At 64.3% G+C, this 18451-nt stretch carries 15 protein-coding genes; 11 read left to right on the top strand and 4 right to left on the bottom strand.

What is annotated here, in order from left to right:
- Positions 1-166: 166 nt before the first annotated feature.
- The 3 genes from KCG88_RS21320 to KCG88_RS21330 form a co-directional block, all read right to left on the bottom strand.
- Positions 167-2104 carry a methyl-accepting chemotaxis protein gene (locus KCG88_RS21320; protein WP_210713046.1) on the bottom strand — a complete coding sequence of 646 codons (1938 nt, stop codon included), beginning with the start codon at positions 2102-2104 and terminating at the stop codon, positions 167-169.
- Positions 2105-2221: 117 nt separating this feature from the next.
- On the bottom strand, positions 2222-2524 hold the full coding sequence (locus KCG88_RS21325; protein WP_011058865.1) for a cell division protein ZapA: 303 nt from the start codon (positions 2522-2524) through the stop codon (positions 2222-2224).
- Positions 2521-2751: a hypothetical protein gene (locus KCG88_RS21330; RefSeq protein WP_015633896.1), complete on the bottom strand. Its 231-nt coding sequence runs from the start codon at positions 2749-2751 to the stop codon at positions 2521-2523. Before KCG88_RS21330 ends, KCG88_RS21325 begins: the two co-directional genes overlap by 4 nt.
- A gap of 311 nt (positions 2752-3062) precedes the next feature.
- Here KCG88_RS21330 and KCG88_RS21335 point away from each other — a divergent pair, with 311 nt between their 5' ends.
- From KCG88_RS21335 to trxC, 8 genes are all read left to right on the top strand, one after another.
- Complete coding sequence (locus KCG88_RS21335; RefSeq protein ID WP_210713047.1) at positions 3063-4688, top strand: methyl-accepting chemotaxis protein; 1626 nt, start codon at positions 3063-3065, stop codon at positions 4686-4688.
- 193 nt (positions 4689-4881) lie between these two features.
- Positions 4882-6507 carry a methyl-accepting chemotaxis protein gene (locus KCG88_RS21340; RefSeq protein ID WP_183000680.1) on the top strand — a complete coding sequence of 542 codons (1626 nt, stop codon included), beginning with the start codon at positions 4882-4884 and terminating at the stop codon, positions 6505-6507.
- Between the two features lie 176 nt (positions 6508-6683).
- Positions 6684-8426 carry a potassium/proton antiporter gene (locus tag KCG88_RS21345; RefSeq protein ID WP_047283633.1) on the top strand — a complete coding sequence of 581 codons (1743 nt, stop codon included), beginning with the start codon at positions 6684-6686 and terminating at the stop codon, positions 8424-8426.
- A gap of 63 nt (positions 8427-8489) precedes the next feature.
- Positions 8490-11843: a mechanosensitive channel MscK gene (mscK, locus tag KCG88_RS21350; protein WP_047283632.1), complete on the top strand. Its 3354-nt coding sequence runs from the start codon at positions 8490-8492 to the stop codon at positions 11841-11843.
- A gap of 49 nt (positions 11844-11892) precedes the next feature.
- Positions 11893-13356, top strand: a complete 1464-nt coding sequence (gene selO, locus KCG88_RS21355) for a protein adenylyltransferase SelO (RefSeq protein WP_047283631.1) — start codon at positions 11893-11895, stop codon at positions 13354-13356.
- A gap of 174 nt (positions 13357-13530) precedes the next feature.
- Entirely contained in the window at positions 13531-13971 is a 441-nt protein-coding gene (locus KCG88_RS21360) for an IgaA/UmoB family intracellular growth attenuator (protein WP_047283630.1), read from the top strand.
- Positions 13972-14053: 82 nt separating this feature from the next.
- Positions 14054-15010, top strand: coding sequence for a hypothetical protein (locus tag KCG88_RS21365; RefSeq protein ID WP_210713048.1), 957 nt, complete (start codon positions 14054-14056; stop codon positions 15008-15010).
- A gap of 77 nt (positions 15011-15087) precedes the next feature.
- Positions 15088-15522, top strand: a complete 435-nt coding sequence (trxC, locus tag KCG88_RS21370) for a thioredoxin TrxC (protein WP_047283628.1) — start codon at positions 15088-15090, stop codon at positions 15520-15522.
- A 51-nt stretch (positions 15523-15573) separates the two neighbouring features.
- Here the strand turns inward: trxC and KCG88_RS21375 are convergent, their stop codons facing one another.
- Positions 15574-16344: a ParA family protein gene (locus KCG88_RS21375; protein ID WP_047283627.1), complete on the bottom strand. Its 771-nt coding sequence runs from the start codon at positions 16342-16344 to the stop codon at positions 15574-15576.
- A 345-nt stretch (positions 16345-16689) separates the two neighbouring features.
- Between KCG88_RS21375 and KCG88_RS21380 the strand changes: the two genes are divergently transcribed.
- Genes KCG88_RS21380 through KCG88_RS21390 form a run of 3 tightly spaced genes read left to right on the top strand, consistent with a single transcriptional unit; the run spans position 16690 to position 18447 of the window.
- Positions 16690-17409, top strand: coding sequence for a beta-ketoacyl synthase chain length factor (locus KCG88_RS21380; protein WP_047283626.1), 720 nt, complete (start codon positions 16690-16692; stop codon positions 17407-17409).
- A complete protein-coding gene (locus KCG88_RS21385) occupies positions 17385-18206 on the top strand; it encodes a lysophospholipid acyltransferase family protein (protein ID WP_047335488.1) in 822 nt (273 codons plus the stop codon). Before KCG88_RS21380 ends, KCG88_RS21385 begins: the two co-directional genes overlap by 25 nt.
- Entirely contained in the window at positions 18175-18447 is a 273-nt protein-coding gene (locus tag KCG88_RS21390) for a phosphopantetheine-binding protein (RefSeq protein ID WP_011058851.1), read from the top strand. Before KCG88_RS21385 ends, KCG88_RS21390 begins: the two co-directional genes overlap by 32 nt.
- Positions 18448-18451 lie beyond the last annotated feature (4 nt).

The raw sequence follows: 18451 nt of genomic DNA on the forward strand, positions 1-18451 counted from the left end.
GCGCCGCTGCTCCCCGTAGGAGCCGGCTTGCCAGCAAAGGCGCACGGCCTGACATACCGCGGCAGGCGGTTCGTTGGCAAGCCAGCGCCTACACCAGGCGCCGCTGCTCCCCGTAGGAGCCGGCTTGCCGGCGAAGGCGTCCGGCTTGATACACCGCGACGGGTAGTCAGTGCAGCTTGAAGCCGCCCACCTGTCGGGCCAGGTCCTCGGAGAGGCGCTGCAGGGTCCGGCAGTCTTCACGGCAGGCCTGGACTTCGGCCGCGGTGGCCCGGGCCAGATCGGAGATGCCCTGGACATTGCGGTTGATCTCTTCGGTCACCGCCGATTGCTCCTCGGTGGCGGTGGCCACTTGCTGGTTCATGTCGCTGATGTGCTCCACCTGCCCGGTGATCGCGGTCAGCGAAGCCCCGGTCTGCTGGCTGGACTGAACCCCGGTACCCGTGGCCGACTGCCCGGCATGCATGGAGGCCACGGCATTCTCCGCGCCCTGCTTGAGGCTCTGGATCATCTGCTGGATCTCGTCGGTGGAAGCCTGGGTGCGCTGGGCCAGGGTCCGCACTTCGTCCGCCACCACGGCAAAGCCACGGCCCATTTCCCCGGCACGGGCTGCCTCGATAGCCGCATTGAGGGCCAGCAGGTTGGTCTGCTCGGAGACCCCGCGGATCACCGCCAGCACCTGATCGATGGAGGCCACCTGATGCGCCAGCTCACTGACAGCGCCGGCGGCCAGGGCAATTTCCCCGGACATGCTTTCGATGTGCCGGATCGAGCCGTCCACCACCCCCTGGGCCAGCTGGGCCTCATCCCGGGCGGCCTGGGACGCATCGGCCGCCTGCCCGGCATTGCGCGCGATGTCCTGGACGGTCAGGCCCATCTGGTGCACGGCCGTGGCCACCATGTCGGTCATTTCCTGCTGCCGCCCCGAGCGCTCGGCAGTGTTCTCCACCACCGCCGCCACCTGCCCCACGGATGAGCGCAGACGCTCGGTGGTGGCCAGCACTTCGCCGATCATGCCGTGCTGGCTGTCGAGAAAACGATTGAAGCCCCGGGCCAGGTCCCCCAGCTCGTCGGCCCGGCTGGCATCCAGGCGCAGGGTCAGGTCGCCACCACCGCTGCCGATGGCTACCAGCCCGGCGGTTACCTGGCGCACCGGCCGCACCAGGCCGCGAGCCAGCCAGATCACCAGCAGCAGGCAGACCAGGGCGATAGCCAGGCCAATGCCGGTGGTCAGCCACAAGGTTTGCCGGGCATCGGCGTAGATCTGCGCTTCGGGCACCTCGGCCACCAGCGACCAACCCATGCCCCGCAGTGGCAGGCTCAGGGCCACAAAGTCTTCGCCGTCGCGCACGAACCGGCTGCTGGACAGCCCCTCGTGCCCCATGACCGCCAGGGCGGCCGGCTCGCCGATCTGCTCGGACAGTTGCCGCTTGCCGCTGAACTGCGCCTCGGGGTGAACCTGGATCAAGCCGTCGGCGCGCACCAGATAGACCTTGCCGCGCTCGCCGAAGCTGAAGTCATGGATCAGTTGCGACAGCGCCTGCATTTTCAGGCCGAGCCCGGCCACCCCCACCAGCTTGCCGTCCTTCTTGACCCGCATGTCGATGAACATCGCCAGCTCGCCGGTGGCCACATCGGTGTCGATGTTGAGCAGCCGCGGCTGATCGCTGTCGATGAAGCGGTAGAACCAGGCGTCCTTGGGATTGGAACGGCTGAGGGTGCGATCCAGCCCCTTCTCGTTGTAGTAGTGGTTGGTCGCGGTGCCCACCATCAAGGTGGTGAAGGCGTGATTTTCGGCGCGGATGCCTTCCAGGTAATCGACGAACACCTGGGCCTGGGCCGGATCCTCGCCGCCTGCCAGCCAATCGCGCAGCATGCCGTTGCTGGCAATGTCCCGGGCGACCGTCAGCGGCTGGGCAAGGATGCGTTCGATATCGTTGCGCATGGCTTCGATGCTCGAAGGCAGCGCCTTGTCCACCAGGTAGTTCTGGGTCAGGTGGTTGATCACCACCGTGTAGACCGCCACCACCACCAGCAGGCTGACCAACAGGGCCGAGCCCATGCTCAGGACCAGTTGCCATTGAATACTGCGTCGCCAGAATTGCATGGAACACCTCTTTCTTATTGGTATAAGAGGCTGAAATGTCGCGCCAGCCGCGGAAGGTTGTATACAAACATTAGCTATGTTTGTCCAACCCATACCCTGCGGCTGTGTGCAGTTCCGTCAGTTCTGTTGAATGGTCTTGGCGATGACCTCGACGGTGGCGCTCACTTGCTCCTGATAGCGCTCCAATTCCTGGGCATGGCGCTTCTGCATCTCGATCTGCTGCGAGCACAGGTTCATCGCCGCCAGCACCAGCAGGCGCTCGCCGATCAGCGTCGGGTACTTCTTCTTGGTGTCGGCCAGGGCCGCCTTGAGCATCAGCGCAGCGTCCATCAGGGTCTGTTCTTCCCCGGCCGGCGCCTTGATCGAGTAATCCTCCCCCAGGATCGAAACGACCTTCACTCCATCGATGTGATGTCTCATGGATTGGCCGGGCTCGCGCTGACACGCTCAACCAGCGCCTGGATGCGGGCAGCGGTGGCGCCTTGCTTTTCTTCCTGCTCCATCAGGCTCAGTTGCAGGCTTTCGTTTTCATCCTTGGCCTGGTCCAGTTGTTCCTTGAGGGCTGCGTTCGTGCCGAGCAGTTCCTGGTTCTGTACCACCAGGTCGCTGACCAGCTGTTCCAATTGGCTGAGGGATGCTTCCAACATTTTGATCTTCCGGGCTTTTTGCAAAGGGCGCGTACGATAAAGAAAAGTCACCCTGGATGCCAGGGTTATCCAGGCGCAAAGCCTTGATTTTACTGGCGATGACCCTTCCGCGAGAGCTGTTAGAGACTGTCATTCTGCGTTCCGGTTCCTGACGCCTCGTCGGAGTCTCGGACTTTTATGAACTTTCCCAGTTACGCATAAGAAATTTCTGAAACTGCATCCGCCGGTTCAAGAAGCCATTGTTCAACGCGATAGACAGGTACGTCCCTGATCCTGCCAGCGCAATAAAGCGCTCACCCGAGGTAATGTCCATGTCCCTGCGCTCCCTGAATATTGCCCCGAGGGCCTTCCTCGGATTTGCCCTGATCGGCTGCCTGATGCTGTTTCTCGGGGTGTTCGCCCTCAATCAGATGGGCAAGATCCGCTCAGCCACCGAGCGCATGAGCCAGGACACCATCCCGAGCATCAAGAGCGTCGATGAATTCACCCAGCTCAGCCTGCGCCAACGGGTCCAGGCCTACCGGCTGCTGCTCAACCGCGAACCCCAGGCCCAGCAGCAGACCCTGGATGCCATCGACCAGCGCAACCAGAAGATCGAACAAGCACGGGCCCAGTACCTGAAGCTCATCAGCAGCCCCGAGGAGCGCCAGGCCTACGAGCAATACAGCACGCTGCTGAGCCACCACCGGCAGTTGGAGAGCCAACTGATCGAGCTGTCGCACAACAACCAGCTTGAGGCCATGCAACAACTGCTCAATACCGACCTGATGGACAGCGCCGAAAAGATCAACGCGGTCCTCAACCAACTGGTGGAGATCAACAGTCATTACGCTACCGTCGCCGACGATGACGCTGCCGCTCAGTACCGCAACGCCTTCAATCTGGTGGTGGGGCTGCTGGTGCTGGCCAGCGCCCTCACCCTGCTGTTCGCCTGGCGCCTGATCCGCAGCATCACCCTGCCCATCGCCAATGCCCTGAGGGCCGCCGAAGAGATCGCCGAAGGCAACCTGACCCGCCCCATCACGGTCGATGGCAGCGACGAGGCCGGGCGCCTGCTGCAAGCCATGGTCACGATGCAGGAGAAGCTGCGCGACACCCTGCAGAGTATTTCCGGCTCCGCCCATCAGTTGGCGTCGGCGGCCGAAGAGCTCAACAGCGTCACCGAGGAAGGCGCCCGCGGCCTGACCCAGCAGAACAACGAGATCGAACAGGCCGCCACCGCAGTCAATGAAATGACCAGCGCCGTGGAGGAAGTGGCACGCAATGCGGTGAGCACCTCCGAAGCCTCGAAGAGTGCCACCACTTCCGCCGGCGACGGCCGCGACCTGGTGCGCGAAACCGTGTCGGCCATCGAGCGCATGAGCTCCGACGTGCAGGGCACCGCCAGCCTGATCGGCGACCTGGCCAACGAGTCCCGGGACATCGGCAAGGTGCTGGACGTGATTCGCGGCCTGGCCGACCAGACCAACCTGCTGGCCCTCAATGCCGCCATCGAGGCCGCCCGTGCCGGTGAGGCCGGTCGTGGTTTTGCCGTGGTCGCCGACGAAGTCCGCGCACTGGCCCACCGCACCCAGCAGTCCACCAGCGAAATCGAACGCATGATCGGCAGCATCCAGACTGGCACCGAGCACGCCGTGGATTCTATGCGCAACAGCACCGAGCGCGCCGAGTCGACCCTGAGCATTGCCCGGGGTGCCGGCCAGTCCCTGGACACCATCAACAGCGCCATCAGCGAAATCAACGAACGCAACCTGGTGATCGCCAGCGCCGCTGAAGAACAGGCCCAGGTGGCCCGGGAAGTGGACCGCAACCTGGTGAACATCCGCGACCTGTCGGTACAGTCCACCACCGGCGCCAACCAGACCCAGGCCGCCAGCAACGAACTGTCACGCCTGGCGGTCGACCTGAGCAACCTGGTCACCCGATTCAAGCTCTGAAGCCCTTGCGCCCTGCTCCAGCTCCCGCCGTTGAGCGGTGGGGCTGGTAAAGGTGGCGCTCAAGGGACTCCAGCAGGCAGGTACCGGACAGGCTTAATCCACGGCAAGACTCAAGACTTTAGTCGTACGACCGATAAGTCACGGTAGAGTCAGTCTCAAGCCCCGCACGGATGCGCCCTTTTTGGTACCTACCATGTCCCTTCGTAATATGAATATCGCTCCGCGGGCCTTCCTCGGCTTCGCCATGATCGGCGGCTTGATGCTGATCCTCGGGGTGTTCGCCCTGAACCAGATGAGCAAGATCCGCGGTGCCGCCGAAGACATCACCCTGAGCAGCGTGCCGAGCATCAAGAGCCTCGACGAATTCACCCAACTGACCCTGCGCCTGCGGGTGCTGTCCTACCGTTTGCTGGTCAACCGCGAACCGGACGTACAACAAAAGACCGTGGAACTGCTGGAGATGCGCAACCAGCAGATCCGCACAGCCCAGGCGACCTATGAAAAGCTGATCAGCAGCCCGGCGGAAAAAGCCGCCTACGATCAGTACGTGCAGTTGCTGGGCCAGTATCGGCAGATCGAAGAGCGGATGAAGAGCCTGTCGCGCAACAATCAGGTGGATGAGCTGCGCAACTTGCTCAACACCGAACTGCTGAACAACTCCGAAGCCATGAACACCGTGCTCAACCGGCTGCTGGAGATCAACACCCAGCAGACCGTGGACACCAACCAGAAAGCCGCCGAGCAGTACTCCTCGGCCTTCAACCTGGTGGTGGCGCTGCTGGTACTGGCTACTGGCCTGACCTTCCTCTTCGCCTGGCTGCTGACCCGCAGCATCACCCTGCCCATCGCCAACGCCCTGGGCGCCGCCGAAGAAATCGCCGAGGGCAACCTGACCCGGCCGATCAAGGTCGATGGCAGTGACGAGGCCGGGCGCCTGTTGCAGGCCATGGCCAAAATGCAGGAAAAACTGCGCGACACCCTGCAGCGCATCTCCGGTTCCGCCACCCAGTTGGCCTCGGCGGCCGAAGAGCTCAACAGCGTCACCGAGGAAAGCGCCCGCGGCCTGACCCAGCAGAACAACGAGATCGAACAGGCCGCCACCGCGGTCAACGAAATGACCAGCGCCGTGGAAGAAGTGGCACGCAATGCGGTGAGCACCTCCGAAGCGTCGAAGAATGCCACCGCCTCCGCCGGCGACGGCCGCGACCTGGTGCAGGAAACCGTGTCGGCCATCGAGCGCATGAGTTCCGACGTGCAGGGCACCGCCAGCCTGATCGGCGACCTGGCCAACGAGTCCCGGGACATCGGCAAGGTGCTGGACGTGATTCGCGGCCTGGCCGACCAGACCAACCTGCTGGCCCTCAATGCCGCCATCGAAGCCGCCCGTGCCGGTGAGGCCGGTCGTGGTTTTGCCGTGGTCGCCGACGAAGTCCGCGCCCTGGCCCACCGCACCCAGCAGTCCACCAGCGAGATCGAACGCATGATCGGCAGCATCCAGAGCGGCACCGAGCACGCCGTGGATTCCATGCGCAACAGCACCGAGCGCGCCGAGTCGACCCTGAACATCGCCCGGGGTGCCGGCCTGTCCCTGGACACCATCAACAGCGCCATCATCGAGATCAACGAACGAAACCTGGTGATCGCCAGCGCCGCTGAAGAACAGGCCCAGGTGGCCCGGGAAGTGGACCGCAACCTGGTGAACATCCGCGACTTGTCGGTGCAGTCCTCCACCGGTGCCAACCAGACCAGTGCAGCCAGCAACGAGCTGTCGCGCCTGGCCGTGGACCTCAACGGCATGGTTGCCCGCTTCCGCCTCTGAAACACCCCGCCAGCCCCGGATGGCGCCGGTAAATCGGCGCCGGAATTCGCACCTGGGGAATCCGCCACTGTCGCCAAAAGCTTTTTGACAGTGGCGTATTTCAACAGGTTAGAATCGCTGGCACGCAGACTGCATGGTCAGCCTGCGCCCGCCTTTTTCGCCCTGGAGTACTGCCTTTGAATGCGACGACCATCAACAGCCTGTTCTTGATCGGCGCGTTGCTGGTAGGTGCGAGCATTCTGGTGAGTTCACTTTCATCGCGCCTGGGCATCCCGATCCTGGTGATCATCCTGGCCGTGGGCATGACCGCCGGGGTGGATGGCGGCGGCATCATCTTCGACAACTACCCGACCGCCTACCTGGTAGGCAACCTGGCCCTGGCCGTGATCCTGCTGGACGGCGGCTTGCGTACCCGGGTCGCGAGCTTCCGCGTGGCCCTGTGGCCGGCGCTGTCCCTGGCCACGGTGGGGGTGCTGATCACCACTGGCCTGACCGGCATGGCGGCCGCCTGGCTGTTCGACCTCAACCTGATCCAGGGCCTGCTGATCGGCGCCATCGTCGGCTCCACCGACGCCGCCGCGGTGTTCTCGCTGCTGGGGGGCAAGGGCCTCAACGAGCGGGTCACCGCCAGCCTGGAGATCGAATCCGGCAGCAACGACCCGATGGCGGTGTTCCTCACCGTGACCCTGATCGACATGCTCGCCAGCGGCCACACCGGCCTGCACTGGAGCCTGCTGACGGACCTGATCCGCGAGTTCGGCATCGGCGCGGTGATCGGCCTGGGCGGTGGCTGGCTGATGCTGCAACTGGTCAACCGCATCCACCTGGCCACCGGCCTGTACCCGATCCTGGTGGTGGCCGGCGGCCTGGTGGTGTTCGCCCTGACCAACGCCCTGCACGGCAGCGGCTTCCTCGCCGTGTACCTGTGCGGCCTGGTGATCGGCAACCGCCCGGTACGCAGCCGCCACGGCATCCTGCACATGCTCGACGGCATGGCCTGGCTGGCGCAGATCGGCATGTTCCTGGTGCTGGGGCTGCTGGTCACCCCCCACGACCTGCTGCCTATCGCGCTGCCGGCCCTGGGCCTGGCGCTGTGGATGATCCTGTTCGCCCGACCGCTGTCGGTGCTGGTGGGCCTGGCCCCGTTCAAGGCTTTCCATGGCCGGGAAAAGGCCTTCATTTCCTGGGTCGGGCTACGCGGTGCGGTCCCGATCATTCTCGCGGTGTTCCCGCTGATGGCCGGGCTGCCCAATGCCCAGCTGTACTTCAACCTGGCGTTCTTCATCGTGCTGATCTCGCTGCTGCTGCAGGGCACCAGCCTGCCGTGGGTGGCCAAGTGGCTGAAGGTCACGGTGCCACCGGAGCCGGCACCCATCTCCCGGGCGGCCCTGGAAGTCCACGTCACCAGCGAGTGGGAGCTGTTCGTCTACCGCCTGGGGGCGGAGAAGTGGTGCATCGGCGCGGCCCTGCGGGAGCTGAAAATGCCCGAGGGCACGCGCATCGCCGCACTGTTTCGTGGCCAGCAACTGCTCCATCCGTCGGGTAGTACGGTGCTCGAAGCCGACGATCTGCTGTGCGTGATCGGCCATGAACACAACCTCCCGGCCCTGGGCAAACTCTTCAGCCAGGCTCCGGAACGCGGCCTGGACCTGCGCTTCTTCGGCGACTTCGTGCTCGAGGGCGATGCCCAGCTGGGTGCGGTCTCGGCGCTCTACGGGCTCAAGCTCGACGGCCAGGACGCGGACATGCCGCTGGGCGCCTTCATCGCCCAGAAGGTCGGTGGTGCACCGGTGGTCGGCGACCAGGTGGAATGGAACAACACCATCTGGACCGTGGCCGTGATGGACGGGAACAAGATCGGCAAGGTCGGCGTCAGATTCCCCGAAGGAAGTCGCCCCGGCCCCGGACTCTTCCTCTAAACTGCGGAACGCGTCAGCCTCCCGGCATGACGCCCCCTATTCCTACTTGCTCGACCGACCTCTATGCCTATCCTGCGTAAATTTTTCGCTGTTGCCCTGCTGGGCCTGAGTCTCTCTGTCGGCGCGGTACAGGGCGGTGACCCGCCCAGCGCCGAGGCGGTCCAGCAAAGCCTGGACAAGATCGCCGAGCGCAAACTGCCGGAGGCCGACCAGAAGGCCCTGCAGACGCTGCTGCAGAACACCCTGAACCAGCTGGCCAACAAGCAGAACTACGAGCAGCGCCTGAGCGACCTCAAGCAGCAATTGAGCAGTGCCCCGCGCCAGACGGCGGAAAACCAGCGCGAACTGGCCCGCCTGAAAGCCAGCAAAGTGGTCCCGGTGCTCCAGCGCTACGGCTCGTTGCCGGTATCGCAGCTCGAACAGCTGCTGACCGAGCGCACCAACTTGCAAGGCGACCTGCAAAAGGCCCTGGCCGACGCCAATACCCTGAACATCACCGCCCAGACCCGCCCCGAGCGTGCCCAGGCGGAGATCAGCAGCAGCCAGACACGCATCCTGCAGATCAACGCCGCACTCAAGTCCGGCAAGGACGGCGGCAAGCTGCTCAGCGCCGACCAGCGCAACCTGCTCAACGCCGAGCTGGCAGCGATCAACGCGCTGATCCCCCTGCGCCGCCAGGAACTGGCCGGCAACAGCCAATTGCAGGATCTGGGCAGCAGCCAACATGACCTGCTGATGGAAAAGACCGCGCGCCTGGAGCAGGAAATCCAGGACCTGCAGACCCTGATCAACCAGAAGCGCCTGGCCCAATCCCAGGAAACCGTGACCCAGCAGTCCATCGAGGCGCAGAAGGCCGGGAGCAGCAGCCTGCTGGCCACCGAGAGCGCCAGCAACCTCAGGCTCTCCGACTACCTGCTCAAAAGCACCGACCGCCTCAACGAACTGACCCAGCAGAACCTGCTGACCAAGCAGCAACTGGACAGCGTGACCCAGAGCGATGCGGCCCTGGACGAGCAGATCAACGTGCTCAAGGGCAGCCTGCTGCTGTCGAAGATCCTCTATAAACAGAAGCAGGCCCTGCCGCGCCTGAAGCTGGACCGCGACCTGGCGGACGAAATCGCCGACATCCGCCTCTATCAGTTCGAAGTCAATCAACAGCGCGAGCTGCTGGGCAGCCCCAGCACCTACGTCGACAACCTGCTCAAGAACCAACCCCCGGAGCAGGTCACGCCACAACTGCGCCGGACCCTGATCGATCTCGCCATCACCCGTGCCGACCTGCTGGAGCGCCTGAACCGCGAACTGAGCGCGCTGCTCAATGAATCCATCACCCTGCAGTTGAACCAGAAGCAGTTGCTCAGCACCTCCCAGAGCCTGCGGGCGACCCTCGACGAGCAGATGTTCTGGATCCCCAGCAACAAGCCACTGGACGCCGAGTGGCTGCAAAGCGTCCCCGTGCGCCTGGAGCGCCAGGTCACCACCCTGCCCTGGGCCTCCAGCTTCAGCGAACTGACCGACGGCCTGGCCCAGCGGCCGCTACTGTTCCTGCCCCTGGCGCTGCTGATCGGCGCCCTGCTGTGGCGGCGCAAGGCCCTGTATGCGCGCCTGAACAAAGTGCACAAGGACATCGGCCATTTCAAACGCGACAGCCAGTGGCACACACCGCTGGCGATCCTGGTGAACATCCTCCTGGCAATGCCGGTGACCCTGGTCCTGGCTCTGTGTGGCTACGCCCTGCAGATCGACGCCCGTGGGCAGAACGCCAACCTCGGCGCCGCGCTGCTGCAGATCGCCCAGGCCTGGCTGGTGTTCTATACCGCCTATCGGATCCTCGCCCCAGGCGGCGTGGCAGAACTGCATTTCCGCTGGGAAAAACCCCAGGTGGAATTCCTCCAGGGCTGGGTCCGGCGCCTGGGGCTGGTGGTCCTGGCGCTGGTGGCCGTGGTGGCAGTGGCCGAGCACCAGCCTGCGGCCCTGGCTGATGACGTGCTGGGCATCGCCGTGGTGCTGACCTGCTATGCACTGATGGCCTGGCTGCTGAGCCGCCTGCTGCTGAGCAGCCCGACCCACCAGAACACCTCGCTGTTCCGCAAGGCGGTGGGCGTGCTCTTCACCCTGCTGCCGATCGCCCTGTTCATCGCCGTGTGCTTCGGCTACTACTACACCGCCCTGAAACTCAGCGACCGGCTGATCAACACCCTGTACCTGCTGATGTTCTGGCTGGTGATCGAAGCCACCTTCGTCCGCGGCCTGAGCGTGGCGGCCCGGCGCCTGGCCTACCAGCGCGCGCTGAGCAAGCGCCAGGCCGCCAAGGAAGCCGGGGAAAGCGGCGAGGCGGTGGTGGAAGAGCCAACCCTGGATATCGAGAAGGTCAATGAGCAATCCCTGCGCCTGATCCGCCTGGCCCTGCTGGGCGGCTTCATGGCGGCGCTGTACTGGGTATGGTCGGACCTGATCACGGTGTTCTCCTACCTGGACAACGTCACCCTCTACGAATACACCAGCGGCACCGGCGCCAACATGAGCATGGTGCCCATCAGCATCGGCGACGTCATCGGCGCGCTGATCATCGTCGGCATCACCTTCGCCCTGGCGCGCAACCTGCCGGGCCTGCTGGAGGTACTGGTGCTGTCCAAGCTGGACCTGGCCCAGGGCAGCGCCTACGCCACCACCACCCTGCTGTCCTACGCCATCGCCGGGATAGGTTTCGTTGCGACGCTTTCGACCCTCGGGGTCAGCTGGGACAAGCTGCAATGGCTGGTGGCCGCCTTGTCGGTGGGCCTGGGTTTCGGCATGCAGGCGATCTTCGCCAACTTCATCTCCGGCATCATCATCCTGTTCGAGCGCCCGGTACGGATCGGCGACACCATCACCATCGGCAACCTGTCGGGCACCGTGAGCAAGATCCGCATCCGTGCCACCACCATCACCGACTTCGACCGCAAGGACATCATCGTCCCCAACCAGACCTTCATCACCGGCCAGTTGATCAACTGGTCGCTGACCGACACCATCACCCGGGTGACCCTCAAGCTCGGCGTGGACTACGGTTCGGACCTGGACCTGGTCAAGGAACTGCTGCTCAAGGCCGCCCGGGAGAACCCGCGGGTACTCAAGGAGCCGGAACCCCATGTGTACTTCCTGAACTTCGGTGAAAGCACCCTGGACCATGAGCTGCGCATGCACGTGCGCGAGCTGGGGGACCGCAACCCGGTGGTCGACGAGGTCAACCGCTTCATCAACCGCGAGTTCAAGAAACAGCACATCAACATCTCGTTCCGGCAGATGGAGGTCTACCTGAAGAACCTCCACGGCCAGGAATACAAGATGGTGCCCATCGAACCCGAGGCCAAGACCATAGTCCCGGTGGCCGAGGACAAGCCGCTGCAGGAGCCGCCGGCCAGCAAACTCGACTAAGGCCTCTTTCCCCAGCAGAATACTCGGACATTCTGCTGGGAGATGGCCGTTGAAAGCCCTCGACGAACTGACCTTCGACAACCGCTTCGCCCGCCTGGGCGACGCCTTCTCGACCCACGTACTGCCCGAACCCCTGGACAACCCGCGGCTGGTGGCCGCCAGCCCTGGCGCCATGGCGCTGCTGGACCTGGACCCGGCCGTGGCCGAAACCCCGGTGTTCGCCGAACTGTTCGGCGGGCACAAGCTGTGGGCCGAGGCCGAGCCCCGGGCCATGGTCTATTCCGGGCATCAGTTCGGTTCCTACAACCCGCAACTGGGGGACGGTCGCGGCCTGTTGCTGGGGGAGGTCTACAACCAGGCGGGAGAACACTGGGACCTGCACCTGAAGGGCGCCGGCCAGACGCCCTACTCGCGCATGGGCGATGGTCGCGCGGTGCTGCGCTCATCGATCCGCGAATTCCTTGCCTCCGAGGCCCTGCATGCTCTGGGTATTCCCAGCAGCCGCGCCCTGTGCGTGATCGGCTCGGACACCCCGGTATGGCGCGAGAAGCAGGAGCGCGGGGCCATGGTCCTGCGCCTGGCACCGAGCCATATCCGCTTCGGCCATTTCGAGTATTTCTACTACACCAAGAAACCCGAGCAGCAGAAGCAGTTGGGGGAGCATGTGCTGGCCCTGCATTTCCCCGAGTGCTTGGAGCAGCCTGACCCCTACCTGGCGATGTTCCGCGAGATCGTCGAGCGCAATGCCGAGCTGATTGCCAAATGGCAGGCCTACGGTTTCTGCCACGGGGTGATGAACACCGACAACATGTCGATCCTGGGCATCACCTTCGACTTCGGCCCCTTCGCCTTCCTCGACGATTTCGACGCCCACTTCATCTGCAACCACTCGGACGATCAGGGGCGCTACTCCTTCAGCAACCAGGTACCCATCGGCCAGTGGAACCTCAGCGCCCTGGCCCAGGCCCTGACCCCGTTCATCAGTGTCGAGGCGCTGCGCGAAAGCCTGGGCCTGTTCCTGCCGCTGTACCAGGCCCACTACCTGGACCTGATGCGCCGGCGCCTGGGCTTCACCCAGGCCGAGGCCGACGACCAGAAGCTGGTGGAACGCCTGCTGCAACTGATGCAGAACAGCGGCGTCGACTACAGCCTGTTCTTCCGCCGGCTGGGGGAGCACGCCCCGGAGCAGGCGCTGGCACGGCTGCGGGACGACTTCGTCGACCGCAACGGCTTCGACGCCTGGGCCGAGCTGTACCGGGAACGGGTCGCCCGCGATCCGATCCAGGGCCAGGACCTGCGCCGCGCGCGCATGCACGCGGTCAACCCGCTGTACATCCTGCGCAACTATTTGGCGCAGAAAGCCATCGACGCCGCAGAAGCCGGGGACTACAGCGAAGTGCGCCGCCTGCATCAGGTGCTGAGCCGGCCTTTCGAGGAACAGCCCGGCATGGACAGCTACGCCGAACGCCCGCCGGAGTGGGGCAAGCACCTGGAAATCAGCTGTTCGTCCTGACTCGGGCGAAGCCTTCCATCGATACCTTCATGCCCTAGGCCAACCTGCGGACCTGCGGCAGGTTGAGCCGGCGCTTGCCGTCCGGCACTGGCTCAACCTGGGATTGCACATGGACCCGCCACTGACGGGCAGGGATAATGCGCGCCCTGATTTCCAGTACCCGCAAGGATGCACATGAACCTGTTCTTCACCCTGGCCACCCTCGCCCTGGCCGTCTTCGGCCTGGTGTCGGTCGTCATCTACCTGAGCCGCCGCGCCAAGTACCGCATGAACCTGCAGGACCTGCACCTGCACGGCAAGGCGCACCGCAGCATTACCCAGGCCGAACTGGACGAGCTGGCCAAACAGACCGCCAGCCTGCAACGCATCCAGGGCAGCGGCGGCATGTCCTACAAGCCGATCAGCGACAGCGTCTATCTGATTAGCGGCGGCACCGCGAGCGACGGGCTGGAACTGCAGGTCCAGTCGGTGAAACACATGTCGATCGCCGGTATTCCCGTGGAATTTCCCTTCCCGATGGAAAGCTTCCTGGCCGACAACAACCAGGCCGAAGTGGTGATCGCCAAGAAGTTCGCCGTGGTCATCGGCCTCAATGGGCATCGCCTGGCCCAATGACGCACTGGCGGCCTGGCTGCCACCTTCACCGCTCGCCCATGCCCCGAGCCCTGCAACCATCGCTGCCCTGCAAGAGTCCGCCATGAAACGTCGCTACCTGCTGCTGTTGCCCCTGCTGCTGTCGCTGGCCGGGTGCAAGGAAGACTTCGCCACCCTGCACTTCCAGGAGCCGGTGCGCTCCGACCCCAAGGCCGGCCCGCAATACTCCGACCAGCTGGTGCACGAGGCGTACAAACAGAGCATTTACGCCGCGCTCGGCGCCCAGGGCCTGGACCCCGATGCCATCGCCCTGGAGCGCGACCAGGAGGATGACAAGGTCATTCACCTGCGCCTGGTGGATTACTCCCTGAGCCCGGAACAACGGGGCCGCCTCAGGGCCGTCTTCGAGCAGGTCACCGAGGCGCGCAAGGCCAGCTCGATGAACCTGCACCTGGAGCTGGACAACGCCCATGCCAAGGTCACCCCGTCGGGCACCAGCGACTTGCCGGACAGCATCGACGCCACCCTGGCGTTCGAGCCGGAGTTCGGCATGCTGCTGGACCGCAGCTACGCAGACAGCATGCAGGCCATCGTCAACGCGAGCGAAATCGAAGGCCCGGTCAGTTGCAAGATCACCGCGCGCCTGGCCACGCCCATGCCCTTGAAACTGATCGCCTACGAAGCCCTTGAGCAGGACAACAGCGAGCGCGGCCTGATCTCCTTGCTGACCCGCGGCGGCAGCATTGCCAAGGTGCCACTCAAGGTGCATTTCGATGACCCGGACCTGAACCGGCTCCTGCAACAGAAGACCATCCAGGCCTGGCCATCCAGCTCGAAGATCACCCGGCCCGCCCCGGTGCCCCTCGACGAATTCGCCATCGTCATCGGCTCCATCGGTGTCCAGACCCTGACCTCGGCCCTGCCTTTCGACACCCGCAAGGAGGAGCTGCAGGAGCTGTGCAATCAGCACATGCAGGCCCTCGGCCGGCCATTCACCTTTCACATGGGCCGCACCCTGGATCGCCTGGTCAGCGTCGAACTGGCCTCGCCCAGCCGCTGAACCCAGGACGGGCGTCAGCTTGATATTCACCCCGGGCGCCGCCATCTAAGGCGCTCAACCTATTTGCGGAGCCCATCATGTCCGAGCCACTGCTGATCCCCTGCCCGCACTGCAACGGCCTCAACCGCATTCCCGCCGAGCGCCTGGGCGATCACCCCAAGTGCGGGCGCTGCAAGGCCGAGGTCTTGCTGAGCCAACCCTTTGACTTGAAACAGGGCGACTACGCCAGCCAGATCAAGGGCGACCTGCCGTTGCTGGTGGATGTGTGGGCAGACTGGTGCGGGCCGTGCAAATCCTTTGCGCCGATCTTCCAGCAAGCCGCCGCGCAGCTCAGCGGCAAGTGCCGCCTGGCCAAGCTGGACAGTGAAGCCAACCCGCAGCTGGCGGGGCAGTTGGGGATTCGCTCGATCCCCAGCCTGATTCTGTTCAAGAACGGTCGGGAAGTGGCCCGGCAAAGTGGCGCCTTGCCACTGCCGCAATTGTTGAGCTGGCTGCGCAGCCAGGGGATTTGACGCAGCGCCAAGAGCCGCAGGCCACGCCCTGCGCTCATGGCCTCTTGAGGGTCAGGCGTTTTCCAGCAGGTTGTGCAGGTCGACGAATTGCTGGGTCAGCTTGTGTCGTGGGTCCAGGTGGATCAGCGGCAGGCTGGCCTGGTGGGACTCACGCATGCGCACCGAGCTGCCCAGGTACACCGGCAGCACTGGCAGGCCCTCGCTGATCAGTTCGTCGAGCATCTGCTGCGGCAGGCTGGCCCGGGCCTGGAACTGATTGACCACGATGCCCTCGACCTCCAGCCCCTCGTTGTGGTCTTCCTTCAGTTCTTCGATCTCCGCCAGCAGGCCGTACAGGGCCTGGCGGGAAAAACTGTCGCAGTCGAAGGGAATCAGCACACGATCAGCCGCGATCAGCGCCGATACCGCGTAAAAATTGAGGGCCGGCGGGGTATCGAGGTAGATCCGGTCGTAATCCTCGGCCAGCTCGTCCAGCAATTTGCGCAGCTTGTTGATCTTGTGCTTGGCCTCAAGCTTGGGCTGCAGGTCCGCCAGTTCGGCGGTGGCCGTGATCACGTGCAGGTTGTCGAAGGGGGTCTCGTAGATATCCACCTGGTTTTTCTTGGCGAACGGTCCGGACGACAGGGTTTGCTTGAAAAAATCGGCAATACCCATGGGAATGTCCTCGCCGGTCAGGCCGGTGAGGTACTGGGTCGAGTTGGCCTGGGCATCCAGGTCCACCAGCAAGGTGCGATAGCCCTCGCTGGCGCTGACCGCCGCCAGATTGCAGGCAATACTGGATTTGCCCACGCCACCTTTCTGATTGAACACCACACGCCGCATGTCTAGACCTCCCTGTATCAAAGATCACCGAGTGTAGTAGGCCACGCGGCCCCTTAGCTACCTTGCTGTCACACAGATGTTCCTTGCCCGCAGCCCTGGCACAAACACCGGGCAATGTCGGCCCCGAGGCCGGCCTGGGACCGAAAGACTTCAGATAGTGGCAAAAAGACACCTCGCATCGCGTCGGATTTTTCGCTTTTGCGACCAACAGGCCAAGGAGCATTTGCTACAAGCCAGTCGCACCGGGATAATGCGCGCCACTGACGCCTTCGCGTCACTCAGGTCAATCGCCGATCGAAGCGATATACCGCGTCAAGGAAGCCCGCAGGGGCGGGATGAAATCAAGTGATCAAGTTCAACATCGCTCAATGGCGTGCGTGGGCCCCTGGGCTCGAAAGCGTGGACGCCTGGCAGGCCTGGAGCCGTCAACCGGCCCTGCCTGAAAACAGCGATGCCGCCCCCGATGTGTCCTTTCTCCCCGCCATGCAGCGGCGGCGCCTCAGCCGCCTGGCGCGCATGGCGTTCAGCGTCGGCTGGCCCCTGGCCGAGGGCCTGGAACAACTGCCGCTGGTGTTCATCTCCCGGCATGGCGAAACCCCGCGCACCTTCGAGATTCTCAGCGACCTGGCCGCCGAGCAGCCGTTGTCGCCCACCCAGTTCAGCCTCTCGGTGCACAACGCAGTGATCGGCCTGTGGTCGATCATGCGCGGCGAAACCAGCGAAATGACCGCCCTGGCCGCTGCCGGCGATGGCCTTGAGCATGGCCTGCTGGAGGCGGCCACCCTGCTGGCCAACGGCGCCCCCCACGTATTGCTGGTGATCACCGAGGAACAACCGCCCGAGGCCTATGCCAGCTGGATCGACGACGTGCCGTTCCCCTATGCCCTGGGCCTGCTGCTGACCCCCGGCGACGACTGGCAGTTGTCCCTGGGCAGCCATGACGGTCAAACGCCCAGGGCCCAATGGCCCCACGCCCTGAATCTGCTGCGCACCCTGCTGGGCGCGCAGACCTTTTGCCAACATGCCTGGATGAATCGTGTATGGACCTGGCAACGCAACCACTGAGCGCCAAGGGCCGCAATGCCTACTACTGGCGCCTGATGGCCACGGCGCTGAGCTTTGCACTGTTCGGAATAGGTGGTTTGTGCCTGCGCCTGGTGATTTTCCCCCTGCTCGCCTGCCTGCCCGGCGACGCCCAGCGCCAGCGCCAGCGGGCGCGCAATACCGTGAGTCGGCTGTTCTGGCTGTTTATCCGCTTCATGGCCAGGAGCGGCGTGCTCACCTATGAGGTCCAGGGCGCCGAGCGGCTCGGGCGACCGGGGCAGATGATCATCGCCAACCACCCCTCGCTGATCGACGTGGTGTTCCTCATCGGCCTGGTGCGCGACGCCAACTGCGTGGTGAAGCAGAGCCTGTGGAACAACCCCTTCACCCGCGGCCCGGTGCGCGCCACCCAGTACATCAGCAACGACGGCAGCATGGACATGCTCGACAGCGCCTGCGGGGCGCTGCAAGCAGGCCAGACCCTGATCGTCTTTCCCGAGGGCACCCGCACCCAGCCGGGGGCCGCTCCGGCCTTTCATCGGGGAGCGGCGGCCATCGCCCTGCGCGGTGCGAAGATCATCACCCCGGTGGTGATCCGGGTCAGCCCCAGCACCCTGACCAAGGCCGAACCCTGGTATCGCATCCCGCAACGCCGCGTGCACTTCAGTTTTCACGTCGGCGCCGATATAGACCCACAGACCTTTGCAGCCCAGGGCCCGGCGCCCCAGGCTTCGCGCAAGCTCAATGAGCACTTGCACCATTTTTTCATTAAGGAGCTCGCCAGAGATGAGCGATACACACCCGGACCTGATGCTTGAAATCAAACTGCTGATCATCGACGCCCTGGGCCTCGAAGACATCAGTGCCCAGGACATCGGCAACGACCAGACGCTGTTCGGCGAAGGCCTCGGCCTGGACTCGGTGGACGCCCTGGAGCTGGGCCTGGCGATCCAGAAGAAGTACGGCATCAAGATCGACGCCGACGCCAAGGACACCCGCAACCACTTCAGCAACGTGGCGAGCCTTGCGGCGTTCGTCACTGCAAAACAGGCAGCTTGAGAAC

It is taken from the genome of Pseudomonas sp. MWU349 (genome assembly GCF_017947325.1).
Classification (GTDB): Bacteria; Pseudomonadota; Gammaproteobacteria; order Pseudomonadales; family Pseudomonadaceae; genus Aquipseudomonas; species Aquipseudomonas protegens.

Coding starts and splice junctions, on each gene's coding strand:
- KCG88_RS21320 (WP_210713046.1), bottom strand. CDS start 2,104: ATGCAATTCTGGCGACGCAGTATTCAATGGCAACTGGTCCTGAGCATG.
- KCG88_RS21325 (WP_011058865.1), bottom strand. CDS start 2,524: ATGAGACATCACATCGATGGAGTGAAGGTCGTTTCGATCCTGGGGGAG.
- KCG88_RS21330 (WP_015633896.1), bottom strand. CDS start 2,751: ATGTTGGAAGCATCCCTCAGCCAATTGGAACAGCTGGTCAGCGACCTG.
- KCG88_RS21335 (WP_210713047.1), top strand. CDS start 3,063: ATGTCCCTGCGCTCCCTGAATATTGCCCCGAGGGCCTTCCTCGGATTT.
- KCG88_RS21340 (WP_183000680.1), top strand. CDS start 4,882: ATGTCCCTTCGTAATATGAATATCGCTCCGCGGGCCTTCCTCGGCTTC.
- mscK (WP_047283632.1), top strand. CDS start 8,490: ATGCCTATCCTGCGTAAATTTTTCGCTGTTGCCCTGCTGGGCCTGAGT.
- KCG88_RS21360 (WP_047283630.1), top strand. CDS start 13,531: ATGAACCTGTTCTTCACCCTGGCCACCCTCGCCCTGGCCGTCTTCGGC.
- KCG88_RS21365 (WP_210713048.1), top strand. CDS start 14,054: ATGAAACGTCGCTACCTGCTGCTGTTGCCCCTGCTGCTGTCGCTGGCC.
- trxC (WP_047283628.1), top strand. CDS start 15,088: ATGTCCGAGCCACTGCTGATCCCCTGCCCGCACTGCAACGGCCTCAAC.
- KCG88_RS21375 (WP_047283627.1), bottom strand. CDS start 16,344: ATGCGGCGTGTGGTGTTCAATCAGAAAGGTGGCGTGGGCAAATCCAGT.
- KCG88_RS21385 (WP_047335488.1), top strand. CDS start 17,385: ATGGACCTGGCAACGCAACCACTGAGCGCCAAGGGCCGCAATGCCTAC.
- KCG88_RS21390 (WP_011058851.1), top strand. CDS start 18,175: ATGAGCGATACACACCCGGACCTGATGCTTGAAATCAAACTGCTGATC.